At 39.8% G+C, this 20115-nt stretch carries 23 protein-coding genes; 21 read left to right on the top strand and 2 right to left on the bottom strand.

Features of this window, described 5'->3' with window-relative positions:
* The first annotated feature begins 15 nt into the window (after nucleotides 1-15).
* From H5119_RS01370 to H5119_RS01320, 11 genes are read left to right on the top strand one after another with little or no spacing between them, the layout of a single operon-like run.
* Nucleotides 16-726: an RNA polymerase sigma factor FliA gene (locus tag H5119_RS01370; protein WP_077538953.1), complete on the top strand. Its 711-nt coding sequence runs from the start codon at nucleotides 16-18 to the stop codon at nucleotides 724-726.
* A 40-nt stretch (nucleotides 727-766) separates the two neighbouring features.
* The gene (gene cheY / locus H5119_RS01365; RefSeq protein WP_024610547.1) at nucleotides 767-1150 is read left to right on the top strand and encodes a chemotaxis response regulator CheY; all 384 of its coding nucleotides are present in this window, start codon (nucleotides 767-769) and stop codon (nucleotides 1148-1150) included.
* Between the two features lie 16 nt (nucleotides 1151-1166).
* Nucleotides 1167-1934, top strand: a complete 768-nt coding sequence (locus tag H5119_RS01360; protein WP_077537258.1) for a protein phosphatase CheZ — start codon at nucleotides 1167-1169, stop codon at nucleotides 1932-1934.
* 15 nt (nucleotides 1935-1949) lie between these two features.
* Complete coding sequence (locus tag H5119_RS01355) at nucleotides 1950-4181, top strand: chemotaxis protein CheA (protein WP_182700923.1); 2232 nt, start codon at nucleotides 1950-1952, stop codon at nucleotides 4179-4181.
* 56 nt (nucleotides 4182-4237) lie between these two features.
* Nucleotides 4238-5398 (top strand): chemotaxis response regulator protein-glutamate methylesterase, encoded by a 1161-nt coding sequence (locus H5119_RS01350; RefSeq protein WP_182700922.1) that lies wholly within the window; start codon nucleotides 4238-4240, stop codon nucleotides 5396-5398.
* Nucleotides 5391-6155: a flagellar motor protein gene (locus H5119_RS01345; protein ID WP_077537261.1), complete on the top strand. Its 765-nt coding sequence runs from the start codon at nucleotides 5391-5393 to the stop codon at nucleotides 6153-6155. Before H5119_RS01350 ends, H5119_RS01345 begins: the two co-directional genes overlap by 8 nt.
* Nucleotides 6156-6160: 5 nt before the next feature.
* Nucleotides 6161-7114 (top strand): flagellar motor protein MotB, encoded by a 954-nt coding sequence (locus H5119_RS01340; RefSeq protein WP_182700921.1) that lies wholly within the window; start codon nucleotides 6161-6163, stop codon nucleotides 7112-7114.
* Between the two features lie 12 nt (nucleotides 7115-7126).
* The gene (locus H5119_RS01335; RefSeq protein ID WP_182700920.1) at nucleotides 7127-7897 is read left to right on the top strand and encodes a ParA family protein; all 771 of its coding nucleotides are present in this window, start codon (nucleotides 7127-7129) and stop codon (nucleotides 7895-7897) included.
* A gap of 3 nt (nucleotides 7898-7900) precedes the next feature.
* A complete protein-coding gene (locus H5119_RS01330; RefSeq protein WP_182700919.1) occupies nucleotides 7901-8674 on the top strand; it encodes a chemotaxis protein CheW in 774 nt (257 codons plus the stop codon).
* A gap of 24 nt (nucleotides 8675-8698) precedes the next feature.
* Nucleotides 8699-9193: a chemotaxis protein CheW gene (locus H5119_RS01325; protein ID WP_077537265.1), complete on the top strand. Its 495-nt coding sequence runs from the start codon at nucleotides 8699-8701 to the stop codon at nucleotides 9191-9193.
* Between the two features lie 16 nt (nucleotides 9194-9209).
* On the top strand, nucleotides 9210-9611 hold the full coding sequence (locus H5119_RS01320; protein WP_077537266.1) for a DUF2802 domain-containing protein: 402 nt from the start codon (nucleotides 9210-9212) through the stop codon (nucleotides 9609-9611).
* 41 nt (nucleotides 9612-9652) lie between these two features.
* On the opposite strand, the gene H5119_RS01315 is transcribed toward H5119_RS01320, so the two are convergent.
* Complete coding sequence (locus H5119_RS01315) at nucleotides 9653-9961, bottom strand: EscU/YscU/HrcU family type III secretion system export apparatus switch protein (protein ID WP_077537267.1); 309 nt, start codon at nucleotides 9959-9961, stop codon at nucleotides 9653-9655.
* A gap of 2 nt (nucleotides 9962-9963) precedes the next feature.
* The gene (locus H5119_RS01310) at nucleotides 9964-12237 is read right to left on the bottom strand and encodes a flagellar hook-length control protein FliK (protein ID WP_182700918.1); all 2274 of its coding nucleotides are present in this window, start codon (nucleotides 12235-12237) and stop codon (nucleotides 9964-9966) included.
* Nucleotides 12238-12350: 113 nt separating this feature from the next.
* Between H5119_RS01310 and ccmA the strand changes: the two genes are divergently transcribed.
* The 10 genes from ccmA to H5119_RS01260 are packed head-to-tail and all read left to right on the top strand — an operon-like array spanning nucleotide 12351 to nucleotide 20071.
* Complete coding sequence (gene ccmA, locus H5119_RS01305; RefSeq protein ID WP_182700917.1) at nucleotides 12351-12971, top strand: cytochrome c biogenesis heme-transporting ATPase CcmA; 621 nt, start codon at nucleotides 12351-12353, stop codon at nucleotides 12969-12971.
* A complete protein-coding gene (gene ccmB, locus H5119_RS01300) occupies nucleotides 12971-13657 on the top strand; it encodes a heme exporter protein CcmB (protein WP_182700916.1) in 687 nt (228 codons plus the stop codon). Before ccmA ends, ccmB begins: the two co-directional genes overlap by 1 nt.
* Nucleotides 13657-14394, top strand: coding sequence for a heme ABC transporter permease (locus tag H5119_RS01295; RefSeq protein WP_077537270.1), 738 nt, complete (start codon nucleotides 13657-13659; stop codon nucleotides 14392-14394). The genes ccmB and H5119_RS01295 overlap by 1 nt, the downstream gene beginning before the upstream one ends.
* A 2-nt stretch (nucleotides 14395-14396) precedes the next feature.
* Nucleotides 14397-14600 (top strand): heme exporter protein CcmD, encoded by a 204-nt coding sequence (gene ccmD, locus H5119_RS01290; protein ID WP_182700915.1) that lies wholly within the window; start codon nucleotides 14397-14399, stop codon nucleotides 14598-14600.
* The gene (gene ccmE / locus H5119_RS01285) at nucleotides 14597-15076 is read left to right on the top strand and encodes a cytochrome c maturation protein CcmE (RefSeq protein WP_182700914.1); all 480 of its coding nucleotides are present in this window, start codon (nucleotides 14597-14599) and stop codon (nucleotides 15074-15076) included. Before ccmD ends, ccmE begins: the two co-directional genes overlap by 4 nt.
* 2 nt (nucleotides 15077-15078) lie before the next feature.
* Nucleotides 15079-17049 carry a heme lyase CcmF/NrfE family subunit gene (locus tag H5119_RS01280; protein WP_182700913.1) on the top strand — a complete coding sequence of 657 codons (1971 nt, stop codon included), beginning with the start codon at nucleotides 15079-15081 and terminating at the stop codon, nucleotides 17047-17049.
* Nucleotides 17046-17615 carry a redoxin family protein gene (locus H5119_RS01275; protein ID WP_182700912.1) on the top strand — a complete coding sequence of 190 codons (570 nt, stop codon included), beginning with the start codon at nucleotides 17046-17048 and terminating at the stop codon, nucleotides 17613-17615. Before H5119_RS01280 ends, H5119_RS01275 begins: the two co-directional genes overlap by 4 nt.
* Nucleotides 17615-18076 (top strand): cytochrome c-type biogenesis protein, encoded by a 462-nt coding sequence (locus H5119_RS01270; RefSeq protein ID WP_182700911.1) that lies wholly within the window; start codon nucleotides 17615-17617, stop codon nucleotides 18074-18076. The genes H5119_RS01275 and H5119_RS01270 overlap by 1 nt, the downstream gene beginning before the upstream one ends.
* Complete coding sequence (ccmI, locus tag H5119_RS01265) at nucleotides 18077-19330, top strand: c-type cytochrome biogenesis protein CcmI (RefSeq protein WP_182700910.1); 1254 nt, start codon at nucleotides 18077-18079, stop codon at nucleotides 19328-19330.
* Between the two features lie 9 nt (nucleotides 19331-19339).
* Complete coding sequence (locus tag H5119_RS01260) at nucleotides 19340-20071, top strand: VacJ family lipoprotein (RefSeq protein ID WP_182700909.1); 732 nt, start codon at nucleotides 19340-19342, stop codon at nucleotides 20069-20071.
* Nucleotides 20072-20115 lie beyond the last annotated feature (44 nt).

The following is a 20115-nucleotide window of genomic DNA, read 5'->3' as shown; positions in this document are numbered from 1 at the left end:
TTGGTAAATAGAGCTATGGGATATCAATCAACACAAAATTTAAATGTGATTGTTGAGAAACATGCGTCACTGGTTAAAAAAGTGGCATGTCACTTAATTGCTCGTCTACCTCCAAGTGTACAACTCGATGATTTAATTCAATCGGGTATGATAGGACTGATTGAAGCGTCAAAAAACTTTGATGCAACTAAAGGCGCAAGCTTTGAAACGTTTGCAGGTATTCGCATCCGTGGCGCTATGCTAGATGAAATGCGCCGTGGTGACTGGGCTCCGCGTTCTGTGCATCGCAAAAGTCGTCTTGTTGCTGAAACGATAAACGAATTAGAAAAAAACTTAAATCGTGAACCTACAGATATAGAAGTTGCTGAAAAACTTGATATTTCGTTAAATGAGTACCATCATATTTTAAACGATGTAAATGCAAGTAAAGTGTTGGGTATAGAAGACCTTGGAATTGATGAAGATGTCATAACTCCAGCGGGTCAAGATTTAACACTAGACAAACCTTTTAATAATGTTAAAAATGAACGATTTAATGAGTCTTTATTAAGTGCAATAAAATCATTACCAGAGCGAGATGCTATGGTGTTATCTTTGTACTATAACGATGAAATGAATTTAAAAGAGATTGGGCATATACTCGATGTTAGTGAGTCGCGTGTGAGTCAGATACATGGTCAGGCGATGATTAAGCTAAAAGCAAAAATCAATGACTGGATAAACTAGTAGTAAGTAAATAAAGGTTAAGACCTCACTGGAGGATGTTTTGGATAAAAACATGAAAATTCTTGTTGTTGACGATTTTTCAACAATGAGACGTATTATTAAGAATTTATTGCGTGATTTAGGCTTTACGAATGTTCAAGAAGCAGATGATGGTTCGACTGCTTTACCAATGCTACAAAATCAGTCTTTTGATTTTGTCGTGACGGATTGGAACATGCCAGGTATGCAGGGTATTGACCTTTTAAGGGCAATTAGGGCGGATGACAAGTTAAAACATCTCCCTGTTTTAATGGTAACGGCTGAAGCTAAAAAAGAACAGATAATAGCTGCTGCTCAAGCTGGTGTTAATGGCTATATTGTAAAACCATTTACAGCTGGCACATTGAAGACCAAATTAGAAAAAGTGTTTGAACGCTTAGGTTAATTATAGGGAGAGGCTTATGTCAGCACCTGCTGCGCCTCGAATAACTTTAGAACAAGCGCGTCAACTCGTTGTTTTTTTAGAAAACGACGAGCAAGATAAAGCTGATCAATTAATTTTAGATACAGCGTCTAAAGAGCAGTCAGAGATATTTGCTGAAGTTGGCAAGTTAACGCGTCAGTTACATGAAGCTCTAAAAGGCTTTGAACTAGATTCGCGTTTAACAAACTTAACAAACGATGCAATTCCTGATGCTAAAAAACGACTTAGTTATGTCATGGAGTTGACAGAGAATGCTGCAAATAAAACCATGGATGCGGTTGAGGCAAGTCTCCCTATAACTCAGGAGTTAGCGGGTGAGATAGCAGCCATTAAACCGACATGGGATCGGTTAATGAGTCGGGATATAGAGCTTGGTGAGTTTAAAACTCTGTGCCACAGCATAGATAAGTTTATGAGTAACTCACACAATAAAACAGATGAATTACAAAATTTAATGACAAATGTTTTAATGGCGCAAGATTATCAAGATTTGACTGGTCAAGTTATTCGTCGAGTAATTGAGCTTGTAAGAGAAGTAGAAGAAAGCTTACTTCATCTACTCACTGCGTTTTCTGCGCAGGATGTGGGTACAGTTAATATAGTAGAACAACAAAAAACAGAAGAACCGATTGCCGTACAAACATTAGCAGGTCCCGAGGGCCCTATTATTGATAAAGAATCGCGTAATGATGTTGTGTCTGATCAAGATGAAGTCGATGATCTTTTATCAAGTTTGGGCTTCTAAGAGGAGAGTAACTGCATGTTTGAAGTCGATGAAGATATTTTACAAGACTTTCTTGTAGAAGCAGGAGAAATTCTTGAACTTCTATCCGAACAGTTAGTTGAACTGGAAAATAATCCAGAAGATACCGAACTATTAAATGCTATATTTCGAGGCTTTCATACAGTAAAAGGCGGTGCCGGATTTTTAGCTATGACAGAGCTTGTTGATGCTTGTCATGGTGCAGAAAATGTATTTGATTTGCTCAGACAGGGCGTTCGAACTGTAAACTCTGAATTAATGGATGTTATCTTACAAGCATTAGACACCATTAATGAAATGTTTGCGACAATTCAAAACCGTGATAAGCCTGAGCCTGCAGATCCTCAATTACTTGAAGTCCTACATAAATTAGGGTTACCTCCAACGGAAGATGAGTTATCTGGAGCTTCTTCTGAAATTACAGCAGGCGAACCTGAACAGGCTGATGTCGTTGCCACAGAAAACGGTGACAATAACACTATCAGCTCACAAAGCCCTGACGACGACCCATTTGCATTCGATGAATTATTTAGTAGTTCGGCTTCGCCAGCTGCTGAGTCACAAATTGATGAAATTACAGAAGATGAATTCGAAAACTTACTTGATGAACTGCATGGTAATAACCAAAGCTCTGAGACTAAGAAACCTGTAAGTACTACTTCTAGTAGTGACATCACTGACGACGAGTTTGATAATTTATTAGATGAGCTACATGGTGTTGGTAGTTTTGGCACTGTTGATGTACAAAAAAATGAACCAGTTGCTTCGCATACACCGCAAGAAACAGCGCCAGTCGCCAATAACTCAGGCTCTTCTGATGATGATATTAGCGACGCAGAATTTGAATCTCTATTAGATGAATTACATGGCAAAGGCAGCGCACCTAAATCTGTAGAAAGTAATCAGCCCGTTGCTGCAAAACCTGCACCTCCAAAACCGGCTGTTCAGGCAAAGAAAGTTGAGCCTGCCCCTGTTAGTAAGCCCGCTAATAAGCCTGAAGCAAAAGCACCAAGTCCTGCAGTCCCAAGCCCAGCCGCAGCTCCGAAGAAGGCAGTCGCGCCCGCAGCTGAAACTACCGTACGCGTAGATACTAAGCGCCTTGACCAAATTATGAATATGGTTGGTGAGCTAGTGCTCGTGAGAAATCGCCTCGTTAGTTTGGCCACCAATTCTGAAAGTGAAGCGATGGGTAAAGCAATATCAAATTTAGATGTTGTAACCGCCGATATTCAAGGTGCGGTTATGCAAACCCGCATGCAACCGATCAAAAAAGTATTTGGACGTTTTCCTCGAGTTGTTCGTGACTTGGCAAGAAGCTTAAATAAAGATATCAATTTATTACTGGTCGGCGAAGAAACTGATTTAGATAAAAACTTGGTTGAAGCGTTAGCCGATCCGCTCGTGCATTTGGTCAGAAACTCAGTCGATCACGGCATTGAAATGCCAGATGTACGTGAAGCATCTGGAAAATCAAGAACAGGTACTGTTACGTTATCAGCGTCTCAACAAGGCGACCATATTTTGCTTACTATCAAAGATGATGGTGCAGGTATGGATGCTGAGAAACTCAAGAAAATAGCAATAGCTAAAGGTGTACTTGATCATGACCAAGCAAGTCGGCTTTCAAACACTGAAGCTTACAACTTAATTTTTGCACCAGGCTTTTCAACAAAAGAAGAAATTTCGGATATTTCCGGACGTGGTGTTGGAATGGATGTTGTAAAAACAAAAATCACCCAGCTTAACGGTTCTGTAAGTATTGAATCAGAGTTAGGTGTTGGTACAACATTAGAGATTAAAGTACCGTTAACGCTCGCAATACTTCCAACGTTAATGGTTGTTGTTGGTGCACAGACATTTGCATTACCACTTGCTGGTGTTAGTGAAATATTCCACTTTGATTTAACTAAAACAAATGTTGTTAATGGCCAGTTAACCGTTATTGTCCGCAAAAAAGCGGTTCCATTGTTCTACTTGGAACATTGGCTTGTAAAAGGGGCCGATCGTTCTCTACGTAAAGATCAAGGTCATGTCGTTATTGTTCAAATAGGCACGCAGCAAGTTGGTTTTGTAGTGGACTCGTTAATAGGGCAAGAAGAGGTTGTAATCAAACCACTTGACGCTTTATTACAAGGCACTCCCGGAATGGCTGGCGCTACAATAACGTCTGATGGTGGCATTGCATTAATTTTAGATGTTCCAAGTATGCTAAAACATTACGCGAACTGACAATAAGTAGGTGTAGTATGCACTACACCTACGTCTAAACTAAATAAGAGAGCTCAATGGTTGTTAAAGTCTTAGTTGTTGATGATTCAAGCTTTTTTCGCCGTAGAGTAAGCGAAATTCTCGAACAAGATAACGATATTAAAGTAATTGGCTTTGCTGTAAATGGTCGAGAAGCTGTTGAAAAAACTGAGCAATTACGCCCTGATATGATCACAATGGATGTTGAGATGCCGGTTTTAGATGGTATCAGTGCTGTTAAAGAAATAATGGCAAGCAATCCAACCCCTATTTTAATGTTTTCATCGCTAACGCGTGATGGTGCTACAGCAACACTCGATGCGCTAGATGCTGGAGCAATGGACTTTTTACCTAAAAAGTTTGAAGACATTGCTCGTAATAATGATGATGCAATAAAGCTTTTACAAACAAAAGTAAAAGAGATTGGCCGTCGTCGTATCCCTCGTTCATTTAAACCTTTAGTTCCAGCTAAGCTAGCACCAACATCCCCAGCGCCGAGTATAAAGCCATCAATAGTTGCTAAAGACACTAATATACGCCAGCCAGATAGAAGCTTTCAACGCTCAGCAGTGCAGCCTAAGTCATCAGTAAATGCTTCAACAATTCGCACTAGCGGTAAACATTATCAACTACTTGCGATTGGCACATCCACTGGTGGGCCTGTGGCACTGCAAACTATTTTAACTCAGTTACCAGCTAACTTCCCGCACCCTATTTTATTGATTCAACATATGCCTGCGGCATTTACACCGGCATTTGCGACGCGCTTAAATAGCTTATGCAAAATTAAAGTAAAAGAAGCACAACAAGGCGATCGTTTACAAGCTGGAACGGCTTATTTAGCACCCGGTGGTCAGCAAATGATGGTTGAGGGGCGTGGAGCTGCAAAAACGTTGAGAGTTTTTGAAGATCAAAGCGAGCGAATCACTTATAAACCAAGCGTCGATGTAACATTTGCAAGTGTAGCGAAAGCTTATCAAGGCGATGTGTTAGCAATAGTGTTGACTGGTATGGGAGCTGATGGGCGTGATGGAGCAAGAATGCTCAAACAAACGGGTGCAACGATTTGGGCACAAGATGAAAATAGTTGTGTCGTTTATGGTATGCCACAAGCATTAGTAAATGCAGGGCTAGCCAGTGAGATCTTAGCGCTTGATGACGTTGCTGCGAGAATAAAAAGAGAAACTGGCTGTGGATAAGCTTTCTATTCTAGGGCTACTTATTGCGCTAGGATCTATAGCAATTGGTTACTCTTTGGAAGGGGGCGTTGCATCTGCATTATTTAATGTCCCTGCGCTCGTTATAGTGCTTGGTGGCACATTGGGTGCTGTGATGTTACAAACATCTGCAAGCACCTTTAAAAAAATGCTAAAAATAAGCCATTGGGTTTTTTTCGCTCCACAATACGATATAGACGAAGCAATTGAGCAAGTTAAACGCTGGTCGCACAAAGCCCGTCAAGAAGGCTATTTGGCACTAGAAAACGAAGCGTTTATTCATCCTGATATTTATGCCGCCAAAGGGCTTGGTTTATTGGTTGATGGTTGTTCTGAGCAAAAATTACGAGACACACTCGAAATAGACTTATTACTTGAACGCGATAGATTATTAGAGGCAGGGCGTGTCTATGAAGCAATGGGAGGTTATAGCCCTACCATTGGTATTTTAGGTGCTGTGCTAGGGCTTATTCAAGCGATGTCTTTCATCACTGATCCGCAAAAGTTGGGTGAAGGTGTGGCAACTGCGTTTATTGCTACAATATATGGTGTAGGTCTCGCTAATATTATTTTTTTGCCGATGGCAAATAAGTTAAAACAACGGATTGAACAAAAAATGCTTTATCATGAAATGCTTGCTGAAGGTGTTATCGCGATAAGCTTAGGTGAAAGCCCGATAAATATTGAATTAAAGCTTGAAGCCTACCGTGTAGAACGTCCTAACTTAGCCCAAGAGTAATCGCTATGTTACGCCGCCGCTTACGCAATGTCTCTTCAAAAAGCCAACATACCGAACGCTGGTTAGTCTCTTATGCTGATTACATGACCATTATGTTTGCATTCTTTGTGGTTATGTATGCTATTGCAATCAGTAAAGAAGAAAATTTTCAAATATTGTCAGATTCACTTGAACATGTTTTTGATAAATCTGCACGCCAATATTCGCAAAATGGTGAAGGTGTAAACGGTAATGGTATTCTTACTGATAGAGTAACTCCTGAACAAGAAGTACTTTATGGCGAGAGCATTCAAAAACAAGAGCAAGGTCCTGAACTACTTGATGGACAAAGTGACACAAGCAATATACAGCAAAAGTATTTAGGAAAACCTTTAGATAGCTTGTTAACAAAATTACAATCAGCACTTATTGACGAAATTCGTGATGGTGAAGCAAATTTAGAGTTAAACCAAGATTGGCTAATTATTGAACTTAGCTCTGGAATGCTATTTTCAAGTGGCAGTTCAGTCGCTCATTTACGAGCTAAACAAGTCGTCAAACTCGTTAAAGATATTATTGCGCCTGTAGATAATTATATCAGAGTGCGTGGTTATACTGATAATGAAACTATTCGTAATGAAATATTTCGTTCTAATTGGGAGTTATCGGTAGCAAGAGCAACATCAATTTTAGTTGAACTAGAAGAGTTAGGAATAAACTCTGCGCGTATGGCAATAGAAGGTTATGGGCAATATTCTCCTTTTGCAGATAATAGTACAGAGCAAGGGCGAGCTGAAAATCGCAAAGTTGTCATAGCACTTTCTAAGTATGGATTACCACCTGTTATTGGCGTTGATAAATCAAAGCCAGAGAGTCAAAAAATAGAACCCGAAATTGAACTCCCTTCAGATGACGATACAATAAAAATAATTCGTTTACCTCATGGTGGTGTCCGCATCACTACTCGTAGCGAACAGTAACTAGGATGTAATGTGAAAATCTGGACTGTGGCAAATCAAAAAGGTGGTGTGGGTAAAACAACAACAGCAGTGAGTCTTGCCGGTATTCTTGCTTTGCGCGGCAAGCGTGTATTACTGATTGATACAGATCCACATGCATCATTAACCTATTATTTTGGTATCGATTCAGAAGATTTAGAAATTAGCGTATATGATATTTTTGCCCGTGGTACAGGCATGCAAAGTGAAGAAATACTTCAATCACTCTGTCCGTCAACGCTCGAGAATTTGGATATTTTACCCGCGACAATGGCAATTGCCACACTCGATAGGAGTATGGGTAATAAATCGGGTATGGGGTTAATATTAAAAAAAACGCTTGCAAAAATTAGTGACCATTATGATTATGCAATTCTTGATTGCCCACCCGTGTTAGGCGTGTTAATGGTTAATGCACTTGCGGCAAGCGAGCGTATTTTAGTTCCCGTACAAACTGAATTCTTGGCTTTAAAAGGACTTGATAGAATGATGCGTACGATGGAGTTAATGCAAACCTCGCAAGCGAAAAATTATGAATATACTATAATTCCTACTATGTACGATAAACGGACTAAAGCATCTTTAGAAGCTTATAAAACTTTGCAAGATACCTATAAAGATAAGGTGTGGCCAGGAGTTATTCCCGTAGATACAAAGCTAAGGGATGCGAGCTTTGCGCAAAAAGTACCCATTGAGTTTTGTCCTCGATCTCGAGGTGTGTTTGCTTATAAAGCACTATTAGACTATTTAATTGAACAAGGTTGATAAATGAGTAAGCAATTATTTGCTAATGAAAAAGTTATGACTCAATATTTAGGTGCATTGTTACGTGACGATGGGCCTATAGATAACCTAGAGCCAGTCGCAAAACTGCTTGAAAAAATACCCAATGGGACTGATCAAGAACAGTTACAGACTAAAGAGAGCAATATAACTGAAAAGACTGATGAACAAATTCAATCAGTAGTAGCACCCAAGCCTTTACCGAGTGAAAAGGTTGTTACAGATAAAGTTATTGATGTAACAGATAATACCGCAGCGCAATTATCAGAAAAGCCTTCACAGGCACTGAAAACGCAAAGCCAAGAAGATTATTTTGAAGGCGAATTTCAGGCATTGTTTTTTGAAGTTGCAGGGTTAACGCTTGCTGTGCCATTAAAGTCACTTGGTGGAATTCATCAGTTAAGTGAAGTAAATCATCTGTTTGGTAAGCCAAAATGGTTTAAAGGAGTTATGCTTAACAGAGATGAGAAGCTAAATGTTGTTGATACTGCTCGTTGGGTCATGCCTGAAAAGTATGATGACAAGTTAGAAGCATCTCTTAACTATCAATATTTAATCACGCTAGGCGATAGCCAGTGGGGATTATTGGCTGAAAAGTTAATAAATAACATTACATTGAGTAAAGAAGATGTAAAATGGAATACTAATAAAGGTAAGCGTCCATGGCTTGCCGGTGTTATTAAAGAAAAAATGTGTGCTTTAATAGATGTCGATAATTTAAATGCATTATTAGAAAAAGGCTTAGATAGTCGTCAGTAATAATGACCATTACGGGGAAATAGCATGAATCAAGATAAATTACTGTCAGCAAATAAAAATGCAGATAATGATGAAATATTACAGTGGGTTACATTTAAGCTAGAAGAAGAGACTTATGGCGTAAATGTAATGCAAGTGCAAGAAATATTGCGCTACACTGAAATTGCTCCAGTGCCTGGTGCGCCTTCTTACGTAATTGGTATTATTAATTTACGTGGTAATGTTGTAACCGTTATAGATACACGCTCTCGCTTTGGTTTAGATGCTGCAGATGCAACTGATAACTCTCGTATCTTAATCATTGAAGCTGAAGAACAAGTTATAGGTATTTTAGCCGATAGTGTCTCTGAAGTGGTTTATCTACGTAGTTCTGAAATAGACAGTGCACCAAATGTTGGTACTGAAGAAAGTGCTAAATTCATTCAAGGTGTGTGTAATCGTGATGATGAATTGCTGATTTTAGTCGATTTAAACAAATTGCTCAGCGATGATGAATGGGATGAGTTAAGCGATATATAAGCTTTACCACTAAAATATGTTGTTACTTAGTATCGCAATTGCAGCGCTGGCGATTGGACTTATATCGTTAGCGCTAATTGCTGCATTAAAAAGCAAACAAGCAACTGAGCTTGATTCTGCTATGCAGCAACTTAAAGACACTTCAGAGCAAACTCATATTCTGCGAAGTGAAGTATCTGAATTACGAACCGGATTATTGAGTATTGGTAAACGGGTGCTTGAGGTTGAACAACAAAACCAAGAGTTAGTTTTACAACAAGCGGCTCAGAAATACGACGATCCAGATGCTAAAATTTATTCTCGTGCTGTAAAAATGGTTGGCTTAGGTGCCGATTTAGACGAGGTTATACGCGAATGTGAACTGCCTAGAGCTGAAGCCGAATTACTGTTTTCTCTGCATAAGCAAAAAGGCGCTTAGCGCCTTTTTAGTTTAATTGGTATTTTAAGCCAACATTTTGTTTATGCTTTTATATTTAGCTTACCTTGAAAGTCCTTCCAACCTGGCGGGAATTGCCCCCTTAATACATAGGAAAAGGCAATTAGCTCCGCAATTACATAGTAAAGCTCTCTAGGGATTTCTTCTCCTAATGCCAAGTGTGATAATGTTTTAGCAAGCGCAGCATCTTCGTGGATCATAATTCCTTTCTTTTTGGCCGCAGCGACTATTTCGTCAGCTAATTCACCAAAACCTTTCGCACTTATTGTGGGTGTACTACCCGTTTCGTATAAAAGCCCGATAGCTGATTTATTATTAAGCACATCACTCATAATTAAACCTTAATATTAATAATTGCATGTGAATTATCAAATGCTTGATGATTAGTATCACCGCGCTTTAAATTAAGTTCGCCTACTTGCAAACCATGCTTTGCAAGCTTTGATCTTAAGTTATCTAGGTGCGGATGAGCAATCGCTGTAATTTCTTGGCTAGATGCGAGTAGCTGGCAATCAAGTGCTTTATCCATCAACTCCGCAGTGATTTGTAACTGACCCAATTCAGCATAGTCAAAATTTAATCTGACAAACCATACATTTTTACTCTCTAGTTTATCGCTACTCAATTTTTTATATTGCCCTAGTGTTATTTCTGTTTGAGCCGCCTCAGGGGGAAGTTTCATGGGCAATAAAAATTGCACTAAAGGGTTTGAATCAGGATGTTGATTTGGCATTGAAACTTGCACCTGGTTTAACGTGTTTTTTACTTGTATCAGCTCGTTTGCAAGGGCTTGAACTTGAGGTTGCTGTAGTTGCTCAAGCAGCTTAGCACTCGTGTTACCTGTTTTAAAAGTAGGTAGCAATACTTGCAATAATGCATCTATGCCAGTGTGATTATTCAAGCTAACAGGGATGATTGACTGATTGATAGCGGGTGCCGCTAAAATGCTTACCGCCATTTGTTCTAGCCCTTTAGTAAAACTGCTTTGCAGCGTGTCATTAGCAAGTATAGAGGGTTGAATGTTTGTTAGTATCTCACGCTGAATAGTCACGGGATGCACATTAGTACTTGAGACCATACGGTTAAAAGCTTGATTAATAAGGCGTGTTAAATCTGGTGAATCCTTTTCTATTTTGCTTGTTATGTTATTTATTTGGCTGTTTAAAATTGATTTGCTGTTCACTGGTTTTTCAGTGGCAGCAATTGAGTCAGGTAGCTTTAAAAGAGGGCTAAGCAGCTTTGCTTCTATCGGTTGTAACATTTGGCTGCGAGAAATACTTTCTGGTGAAATTATATTTTTGAAGTGATGAGCATCAGTATTATTGGCGTTACTGACTGGTAATGTTTGATTATGCTGAGGTAATGCCTGCCATATATTAACACTGGCTTTTAGGAGCTGAGTTAATTGTGCTAAAGGAGGTAGTTGATTAAAGTGCTTTGGCAAAATATTTGTTGCGTTAGTCAAGGTTTTACCGTCAATGCCTTTGATTAGCATATCTAGGTTTTGTGTCATATTTATTTTTTTTAATTGCTGATTAATAACAGCGCTAGGAGTGTCACTTTTAGATAATTCAGGTGCCAATGCAATTGTTTGTTTTGACTCTGTTGCGAACGGCTTGTGTTCAAAATATTTTACTGCGTCATTAATCCGTGTTTTTAAATCACTAAAACTATGTAGCAGCCATGATTTTATTGGGCTGCTTTGTGTAAGTAGTGGACTCATTTTTTTATTGGACGAGGTTGAGAGCGATATTTCAGGGTCACTATTTTTTTGCGCTAAAAGCAGTTCGTTAAACGGTTTGGAGAATGAATTATTAAGCGTCACGTTTATATTATTAGTATCGGTTTTAATAAATAACTTATCGGCCTGATTTACTAAGTTTACTTTAATCGGTATGTTAGGTAGTTCACTAACTTGTTTATTATTTATAGGCGTTGTAAACGAACCCGACTTTTGTGGGTGAGTTAAAATAGCTAGTTTAGGTGTTGCTTGTAGTTGTGCATTAGGTAGCAGCGCTGCAAGTAATTTAGTGAGCCTTGCTTGACTTAGTGGTTGCGAATGAACTGTATCAGCAAAGCTATTAATAACATTTAGCTGCGCGCCTTTGTTGTTAGTACTCACAATTACTTTTAAAGGTTGCTCGGTTATGAGTAGCTGCGCTACCTCTTTATTTATTGCAATACTGGCGTTGAGTTTATCAATAACTAATTTTGGGGTTGGGGATAACACCACTTGCACAGCCATTGGTTTGCTTTCTACCTCGGCGCCTGTGCTCACATAATTTAATAAGCGTTGCAACTGAGCTGGTTGGTTTATGGTCAGTGTTGTACTGTTTGGCGTAATGTTGAGCTGTTTGCCATCGGGGCTGAGCTGTATGTTGGCACTGGCTATTTTTTGTAAGTTTTGAGGCGCGTTAGTAGTGCCAAGCCTTAATGTTTGCCAATGCTTATCAATAAATACATCAAGCGTAATCGAATCTTTCGAAAATTGTATGTTTTTAGCGGCAAGTACCTCATCAGGTAATTGCGATAATTCATTCGTTTGAGCGTTGCTCGATTGATTGATAACCAATGAATTAGATAATGTGATTTGCGTTGGCGTATTCATTATTTTAAATCAAGTTTTCTCTATTTTAAGTGAATCGATTTTAAAGCAATATTCGTATTACCCTATCATTATGGTAGACTAACGCCTAATTTTTGGCAGAGAGAATCGTCATCTTGTTACACATTAAGTCCGTCACCTGCATCAAGCAAGAACGTTGTTTGTTTGCGGATCTTAATTTTAGCCTTAATAGCGGTCAAATCATGCAATTAGCGGGTCCTAATGGGGCTGGTAAAACGTCGCTGTTGCGTATTATCGCAGGTTTTTCTGTGCCTGACGAAGGTGTTATTTTATACCAAGAACAACCGATATCTAAGTACTATGAAGAGTATGCCAGAGAGTTATTATTTATAGGCCATAAAACGGGTGTAAACACCCAGCTTAGCGCGGTTGAAAATGTTCGTCATTGGTTACATATAAATGGCTACATAAATGAGCCTGACTTATATCCTATTTTAGCGAAACTGGGTCTTGTTGGGCTTGAAGATGTACCTGTTAGAACGTTATCAGCAGGGCAACAAAGACGTGTTGCTTTAGTGAGGCTTTGGTTAAGCGATGCTAAATTATGGGTACTTGATGAGCCATTTACTGCACTTGATAAAAGCGGTGTCGCCTTTTTACAACAAAGATTTACTGAGCACTTGCAAAGCGGTGGTGCTATTTTGTTAACGACTCACCAAGACTTAACGACCCACTTTAGTAACTTACAAACGGTTACATTGGAGTATCGCCACTAATGACTCGTCAACACTCTTATTGGTTGCTCTTTAGTGCGGTATTTAGCAAAGATGTAAAGCTTGCATTTCGTCAGCGCGCCGAAATTGTAAACCCTATTTTGTTTTTCTTAATTGTAATTTCATTATTTCCGTTAGCAATAGGGCCTGAGCCAGGTCTATTAGCGAGAATGGCGCCAGGTATCATTTGGGTCGCTGCACTACTTTCTACTATGTTGAGTTTAGATAAGTTATTTAGAGATGATTTTAATGATGGATCTCTTGAACAATTGATAGCGTCTTCTTATCCGTTATCACTCACTGTGCTTGCCAAAGTTGCCGCACACTGGGTAGTGACAGGTTTACCGCTGGTATTAATGACGCCGCTGTTTGCATTGTTGTTAAACCTAGAGAGTACGGCACTAACCGCGACTGTTTTAACATTATTATTAGGCACACCACTGTTGAGCTTTATTGGCGCAATAGGCGCTGGGCTTACTGTGGGGCTACAAAAAGGGGGTATTTTGATGAGTTTACTCGTACTGCCTTTGTATATTCCTGTTTTGATTTTTGCAACGTCGGCTATCGATACCAGCTCTATGTCGCTGGATTATAGCGGGCAGCTTGCCATCCTTGGTGCTATGTTACTTATTGCTATTATTAGCGCACCAATTGCCATATCGTCAGCTTTAAAAGTGAGTGTAAGTTAATGTGGAAATGGTTACATCCCTATGCTAAAGCAGAGCGTGCATACCAGTTATGCAATACGTTACTGCCTTATTTCGCCGTAGTTACTGTAGTTAGTATGATTGTTGGATGGGTGTGGGGGCTTGGTTTTGCACCTGCCGATTACCAACAAAAAGACAGCTACCGTATCATCTTTATTCATGTTCCTTCTGCCATTTTATCAATGGGTGCTTACTCATCAATGGCTATTGCCGCTATTGTTGCACTTGTATGGCAATTACGAAATGCTGAACTTGCGGTTATTGCTATAGCACCAGTAGGTGCTTGCGTGACTGCAATAGCGCTCATTACTGGCGCTGCTTGGGGTAAACCTATGTGGGGTGCTTGGTGGGTGTGGGATGCACGTTTAACCTCTGAGCTTATTTTGCTATTTTTATACTTGGGTGTGCTTTCGCTATACCACGCATTTGAAGATAAAAAATCAGCAGGACGTGCCGCGTCTATTTTAGCCATTGTTGGGGTGATCAACTTACCAATCATTCACTTTTCGGTTGAATGGTGGAATACATTGCACCAAGGCGCAAGCATTACAAAGTTCAATACAAATGCAGTTGACCCAAGTATGTTTTGGCCGCTTATGGTTAATATTTTAGCCTTTGCTGCTTTTGTAGGAACAGTGACTTTAATTCGTCTTAAAAATGAAATTTTACAACGCGAAAAGCATCGACCGTGGGTGCGTACGTTGTTAAATAAGGGGTAATTATGCAGTTTGACTCTTTTTCTGATTTTATTGCAATGGGGGGCTATGGGTTTTATGTATGGCTTTCTTTTGGTACATGCGCACTTATTTTGCTTGGTATTTTAGTCAACTCTTTAAGAGATACCAAACGTATTATGGCTTCTGTAGAGCAACAAATAATACGTGAAGCGCGAATTAAAAAAGCTAAACAGGAACAAATCTTATGAATCCAAGACGTAAAAAGCGCTTATTGGTAATCATTGCCGTACTGTTTAGTATTGGTGGCTCAATTGGTTTAGTGCTCTACGCACTTCAAGAAAATATAAACTTATTTTATACGCCAAGTGAACTTATTGACGGTAAAGGCCCTAACAAAGAAAAGCCATATATAGGTCAAAAGTTACGTATTGGCGGCATGGTTGTTCCAGGTACTGTTGAGCGTAATGAACAAAGTTTACGAGTAAGCTTTAAGTTAATTGATACTGGCCCACTGGTAACAGTACGTTATCAAGGTATTTTGCCTGATTTATTTCGTGAAGGGCAAGGCATTGTAGCGCAAGGCGTATTAATTGAGCCTAACGTAATAGAAGCATTTGAAGTGCTTGCAAAGCATGATGAAGAATATATGCCTGCAGAAGTTGCAGAGGCAGTTAAAGGTATTAAGCACGAAAAACCAAAATACAACTTAGATAGTGGTAATTAGCTATGATCCCAGAAATTGGTTATTTTTCTTTAACGCTTGCCATGGTGCTAAGCGTTTTGCTGTGTATTTTTCCTCTTTGGGGCGCGCATACCGGTAATCTTCGATTGATGCGTGCGGCCCCATCTTTAGCAATAGGGCAATTTGCTTTTGTTTTAATCTCTTTTGCTGCACTTATTTATGCCAGTTTAACGGATGATTTTACCGTATCTTACGTAGCCTACCATTCAAGTAGTACATTGCCTTGGTATTATAAAATCACCTCTACGTGGGGCGGTCATGAAGGCGCTATTTTACTATGGCTTGTAATGCAAGCGGGTTGGACAGCGGTAGTTGCTGCACGCTCCAAATCATTACCTTGGGTATTACGTGCGCGCGTATTGGGTGTGCTTGGCTTTTTAGGTGTGGGTTTTATGATGTACACCTTGCTACTTTCAAGCCCATTTGAGCGTTTACTGCCTTATTTTCCGGTCGAAGGACGTGACTTAAACCCGTTACTTCAAGATCCCGGTATGATTATTCATCCGCCATTACTGTACATGGGTTATGTAGGGCTGTCGGTTGCTTTCTCTTTTGCTATTGCGGCATTGTTAACAGGTAAACTTGATAACACATGGGCTAAATGGTCACGCCCGTGGACAATGACTGCATGGGGCTTTTTAACGCTAGGAATAACAATTGGTAGCTGGTGGGCGTATTCAGAACTTGGCTGGGGCGGCTGGTGGTTTTGGGATCCGGTTGAAAACGCCTCGCTTATGCCATGGCTTGTTGCAACCGCATTACTGCACTCATTAAGCGTAACTGAAAAACGCGGTGTGTTTAAATCGTGGACGGTATTACTCGCAATTGCTGCATTCTCTTTAAGTTTGCTGGGTACGTTTATTGTGCGCTCGGGTATTATTGTATCAGTGCATGCTTTTGCAACAGACCCTGATAGAGGTTTATTTATTCTCGCCTTTTTCGGCATCGTTGTAGGCGGTGGCTTAGCATTGTATGCGCTACGAGTATCGCAAGTGCACAGCGAAGGTCGATACAAGCTTGTATCTCGCGAAGTGGCATTATGGCTCAATAATATATTTTTAGTGGTTGCTACATTAATCGTACTACTGGGTACGCTATTACCTATGGTTCATAAAGAAATGGGTTTAGGCAGTATTTCTATTGGCGAACCGTTTTTTAATAAAATGTTTGCAATAATTTTAGTGCCGTTCGCTATTTTGATGGGTATAGGACCATTTTTACGCTGGAAGCAAAACAAATGGGCCTTTTTGCAAAATAAAATATTAATGGGTGTCGTGTCGAGTGTCGTGATCACCTGTGCTTGGTTATTCTCTAGTTACGATTTAGTAAAACCACTTACGCTCTTAGCTACAACGCTTGCAGTTTGGATTGCTATATCAACAGGGATTGATATTTACACCAAAGCAGCTGTGCACGATACCTTAAAAGAAGGCTTAAAACGCTTAGGTGTAAGTTACTGGGCCATGGTGCTTGGTCATATTGGTATTGCGTTTGTTATTGCGGGCGTAACGCTTACATCTGCTTACTCAGTTGAGCGTGATGTATCAATGAAGCAAGGTGATACGGTACAGCTTAATCAATACGAATATCGCTTTGATGGTGTTAAAACTATTCGAGGGCCAAATTACAGCGGACATGCGGGTGTTGTCTCAGTGCTTAAAAATAATGAACTTGTAACCCAATTACATGCTGAAAAACGCAAGTACGATATAGGTATGCAGTTTATGACTGAGGCAGCAATAGATGCTGGCTTTACACGTGATTTATACTTAGCGCTGGGTGAGCAATTAAGCCAAGGTGCATGGTCACTTAGAATTTATCATAAGCCATTTGTTCGTTGGATGTGGATTGGTGGTGTACTTGTATCGTTAGCAGGATTTATGATCTTGTTTGATAAGCGGTATCGTACATCGACGAAAACAGCTCGAAGAGCAGCTGCGGAGAGTGTTTTATGAACCGCAAAATTTTAGCTATTGCGCCGCTTTTGGTGTTTGCTTTTGTCTGCGTATTTTTATACCAGGGACTTTTTGCCAATCCTCGTGAAATTCAAACAGGGCGATTAGGACAAGAAATGCCTGCATTTAATTTACCTGATTTAATGCAAGATAATAAACAGTGGACTAACGAGTCGTTAAAAGGTGAAGTTTACTTATTAAATGTATGGGGTACTTGGTGCCCAACCTGTTTAGCTGAACTTGGCTATTTAACTAAGTTACGTGAGCAAGGCGTTAAAATTGTCGGCCTTTATTACGTACAAGGTTATGACGCAGATTTTGATGGCCCGTTTAATATGCAATCGCTTCGCACTGAAGTAAGCGATATGCTAGAGCGTGCAGGCGACCCGTATCAATTTAATATTTTAGATTTGCACCGTACTTTGTCGTTGGATTTAGGGGTGTCGGGTGCGCCTGAAACATTTTTAGTCGATAAAAACGGCACTATTTTGTTGCATCACACGGGTGATATAAACCCGCGAGTATGGCGAGCTAAATTTGCGCCAATTATGCAGGAGCTTAAATAATGAAGTGGTTATTACTTATTCTTAGCCTTTTTGTAAGCTTGGGAGTGTTTGCACAGCAAGATCGCTACCAATTTGATAATAACGAACAAGCAATATTGTTTGAAGAGTTGAACAAAGAGCTGCGTTGCCCTAAGTGTCAAAATCAGAATATTGCTGACTCAGACGCTGTTGTTGCTAAAGATTTACGCGATAAAGTACTTGTGTTGGTTAAAGAAGGTAAAAGCAAAGACGAAGTAATTGATTACATGATCGATCGCTTTGGTTATTTTGTTCATTACGACCCACCAGTTACACCAGCTACGTTAGTGTTGTGGGTGTTACCTGTATTAATCGTAATTATCGGCTTTGGTTTTATTGTTATTCGCCAGCGAAAAGCATCAGTAAAACAAACGTGGAGCAGTGACGACGAAATGCTGCTAGCGAAGCTAATCGATGAAAATAAACGTCAGGAGCAATGCTAAATGATTTTAATGTGGGCGTGTTTTGCTTTACTCACACTAGTTGCGCTTGGTTTTGTTATGCTACCTTTTTTAAAAAAAGAGCGTGTTCAAACAATTACTCATAACGCCAATGCTGAATTAATTAGTATTTATGAGCAGCGTTTAGTCGATTTGCAAACTGATTTAGATAATCAACGCATTGATAGCATAAACCATGCAGAATCAATCGTTGAATTAAAACGCCGTTTGTTGAACGAGCTATCACCAGAAAAATCACTAAACAGCAAAGGTAATAATCGTATTTTTGCTTTAACGGGTGGTGCATTTGTTCTTGCGCTCACAGGGATTTTTTATAGCTTTACGGGAAGTCAGCAGCAAATTTCGGCTTGGCATGACGCAATGGATAATCTAGCTGATTACGGTGAGCGTGCTGTAATGCAAAAAGGTGAGCCACTTAGTCAAAATGAGCTACAAGCTTTTGCACTGGCCCTTCGTACAAAGCTTAGCCGTTCGGGTGATGACGAAATTGCTTGGATGCTACTTGGCCGAGTGGCTATGTCGCTAAATGAGTTTGATATGGCGCAGCAATCATTTGATAAAGCATTGCGTATGAATCCTGATAATATGCAGGTACTTATTAGCTACAGCCAAGTTTTATTACTTGAAGGTAGCGAAGCTAATATGACCCGCGCGGCAGGCATGCTCTCAAAAGTATTAAAAGTTGAACCTACAAATTTAGATGCAATTTCATTACTCGCGCTGATTGCTTATGAACGTAAAGACTGGCCGCAAGCTAAAGCTGCATTTGAAGTTCTACTTGCGAGTATGGAAAAAAGTGATTCGCGCTATAGTATGATCTCCAAACGTATTGCTGATATTGAGCAGCAAATGCAAAGTGAAGGTTCTGTTATACCTGTAACAAACGGTGTGAGCACTATTACTGTTACCGTCGATATTGCAAAAGAGCTTATTGATAAACAACCAAAAAACGGCATTTTGTTTATATTTGCAAAAGCTGCAACTGGCTCTCCTATGCCGCTAGCTGCTGTTAAGCTAACTACCTATTCATTTCCAGTTACGGTTGAGTTGAGCGATAGTAGTGCTATGGTTGCAGGGCTTAACTTATCTAGTGCAGAGAATATTGTTATATCGGCTCGTATTTCTATAGATGACTCGGTTATGCCAAGTTCTGGCGAGCTTGAAGGGCATTCAGAGCCGTTAAAGCGTGAAAGTGTAAGTGACTACCAACTTCAAATTAATACATTAATACCTTAAGGACGTTAGATGTTAAAACATAGTTTCACATTTTTATGTTTATTGGTACTGGCCGGTTGTGCTCAGGTACCACAAAGCAAAGTAGATGATAGAGATCCGCTGCAAAGTATTAATCGCCCGCTATATGACTTTAATATGGATGTGCTAGATGCATACATATTACGTCCAGCCGCAGTCGGTTATATAACAGTAACGCCAGCACCTGTTCGACAGGGTGTTGTACATTTCACTGATAATATTACAGCACCAGTGGATATGATAAATGCTGGTTTACAGGGTAAAGCCGGAAATGCAGGCGTGAGCTTAGCGCGTTTTTTAGTTAACTCGACGGTGGGTATATTTGGTATTTTTGATGTTGCGAGCTCATTAGGTCTTGAAGTTGTAGATGAAGACTTTGGCCAAACTCTGGGTGTATGGGGCGTCGGTGATGGTGCTTATTTAATGCTCCCAGGTATGGGACCAACGACTGCCCGTAATCTAACAGGTGATGTTGTTGATAATATCGCCTTGCCTAAAATAGCTCTGACCACACCACAAACAATTTTAGTCTTTGTTTTAAAAGCCGTTGAAGCACGAGCATCATTAATTCCTCAAGAAGGTTTGCTAAATGATTCGCTCGACCCATATTTATTTGTTAAAGATATTTACTTTCAACGTCAAATATATGAACTATATGATGGTAACCCGCCTGTTAAAGAAGAGCCTACGGATTTTGATGAAGACTTTCTAGAAAGTCTGTAATTAAAAAGTCACTCACAAAAACGCCAGCTAAATGCTGGCGTTTT

It is taken from the genome of Pseudoalteromonas sp. SG45-5 (genome assembly GCF_014164085.1).
GTDB classification, from domain to species: domain Bacteria; phylum Pseudomonadota; class Gammaproteobacteria; order Enterobacterales; family Alteromonadaceae; genus Pseudoalteromonas; species Pseudoalteromonas aliena.
The sequence above is the reverse complement of the archived record's forward strand: the minus strand, read 5'-3'. Positions and strand labels throughout refer to the sequence as shown.